At 54.0% G+C, this 1,034-nt stretch carries 1 protein-coding gene; it reads left to right on the forward strand.

The annotated features are described in order from the left end of the window. Nucleotides 1-1,034, forward strand: a 1,034-nt coding sequence (gene dnaA / locus AC1QQ2_RS14400) for a chromosomal replication initiator protein DnaA (RefSeq protein WP_479713661.1), incomplete at both ends; no start/stop codon positions are given.

The following is a 1,034-nucleotide window of genomic DNA, read 5'->3' on the forward strand; positions in this document are numbered from 1 at the left end:
GGACTGGGTTCGCAGCCAATATGCCCAAAAGATCACCCAAACACTCAAGGCATTGTGCGGTGAGGATGTTATATTAGAGTTAGCACTCACTCCTCGCGAAAGCGCCACCAAATCAGCATCTGTCGCGCCGCGGATCGCACGTGACAGCGTTTTTGACGAGGCCATAGACGCGCCATCATTGGCGCCACTGGACAGCGCCAACACCGACAGCGCGCACAAGAGCCGCCTGAACACCGCGCTCACCTTTGAGAGTCTTGTCGAGGGTAGCGCCAACCGAATGGCGCGCGCCGCAGCCATGCATGTGGCAAGTCAACTAGGGCAGTTGTACAACCCCTTATTCATTTACGGCGGCGTCGGTCTGGGTAAAACCCACCTGATGCACGCGATTGGCAACCACTTGGTCGCGGATCAACCAAACGCGAAAGTTCTCTACATCCACGCCGAGCAGTTCGTGTCTGATGTGGTTAAGGCCTATCAGCGCAAGGCGTTTGACGAGTTCAAGGCCCGTTACCACTCGCTCGACTTGCTGCTGATTGACGATGTGCAGTTTTTCGCCAATAAAGACCGGACGCAAGAAGAGTTTTTCAATGCATTCGAGGCCTTATTGGCAAAGCGCTCACACATTGTGATGACCAGTGACACCTACCCCAAGGGCTTGTCAGACATCCATGAACGTTTGGTCTCGCGCTTTGACTCAGGGTTAACGGTCGCCATTGAGCCCCCAGAACTCGAAATGCGGGTGGCCATTTTGATTAATAAAGCCGCGCAGGAAGGGGCCGTCATGCCCGAAGATGTCGCCTTTTGTGTGGCCAAAAACGTCCGCTCCAACGTGCGAGAGCTTGAAGGTGCCCTGCGGAAAATATTGGCCTATTCCCGCTTTAACCAAAAAGACATTTCGATTGCGCTGGCCAAAGAAGCACTCAGGGATCTGCTGTCTATCCAAAATCGGCAGATTTCGGTCGAGAACATCCAAAAAACAGTGGCCGACTTCTACAAGATCAAGGTCGCCGACATGTACTCCAAGAAGCGCCCGG

It is taken from the genome of Aestuarium sp. (assembly GCF_023253315.1).
GTDB classification, from domain to species: Bacteria; Pseudomonadota; Alphaproteobacteria; order Rhodobacterales; family Rhodobacteraceae; genus Marivivens; species Marivivens donghaensis.